Genomic DNA, 609 nt, shown 5'->3' with positions numbered 1-609 from the left:
CCTGCGGCTGGATCACCTCCTTTCTAAGGATATTACGGAAACTTACATTAGATTGATCAATCTTATTCAGTTTTGAGAGGTCTACTCTCAAACATAAAGCTTATGCTTTTTGGGCCTATAGCTCAGTTGGTTGAGAGCGCACGCCTGATAAGCGTGAGGTCGATGGTTCGAGTCCATTTAGGCCCATTGGACTAGTGGATTGCCACGAAACTTTATATATGGGGAATTAGCTCAGCTGGGAGAGCACCTGCCTTGCAAGCAGGAGGTCAGCGGTTCGATTCCGCTATTCTCCATTGACACGTAAGTGTCGAACTTGGTTCTTTGAAAACTAGATATTATTAATTTCTAAATTAAATTTGTATTAAATACAATTTTAACCGAGAACACCGCGTTATTTTGAGTTTTTTAAATAGTTTTATTCGTATAATACTCAATTAACCAAACATCACGTAGTGATGAATTAGGTTAAGTTATGAAGGGCGCATGGTGGATGCCTTGGCACTAGGAGCTGATGAAGGACGGGACTAACACCGATATGCTTCGGGGAGCTGTACGTAAGCTTTGATCCGGAGATTTCCGAATGAGGAAACTCGATAACCTTAATCGGTT

2 tRNA genes and 1 rRNA gene are annotated in these 609 nt (G+C 41.5%); all 3 read left to right on the top strand.

The window, feature by feature from the left end:
- The first annotated feature begins 111 nt into the window (after nucleotides 1-111).
- Nucleotides 112-186: transfer RNA gene (locus DY123_RS07550), tRNA-Ile, on the top strand.
- A gap of 34 nt (nucleotides 187-220) precedes the next feature.
- Nucleotides 221-293 (top strand) — tRNA-Ala (locus DY123_RS07545).
- A gap of 170 nt (nucleotides 294-463) precedes the next feature.
- A 23S ribosomal RNA gene (locus tag DY123_RS07660) occupies nucleotides 464-609 on the top strand; the annotation flags it as partial.

This window comes from Apilactobacillus micheneri, from assembly GCF_006493595.1.
GTDB lineage: Bacteria > Bacillota > Bacilli > Lactobacillales > Lactobacillaceae > Apilactobacillus > Apilactobacillus micheneri.
The sequence above is the reverse complement of the archived record's forward strand: the minus strand, read 5'-3'. Positions and strand labels throughout refer to the sequence as shown.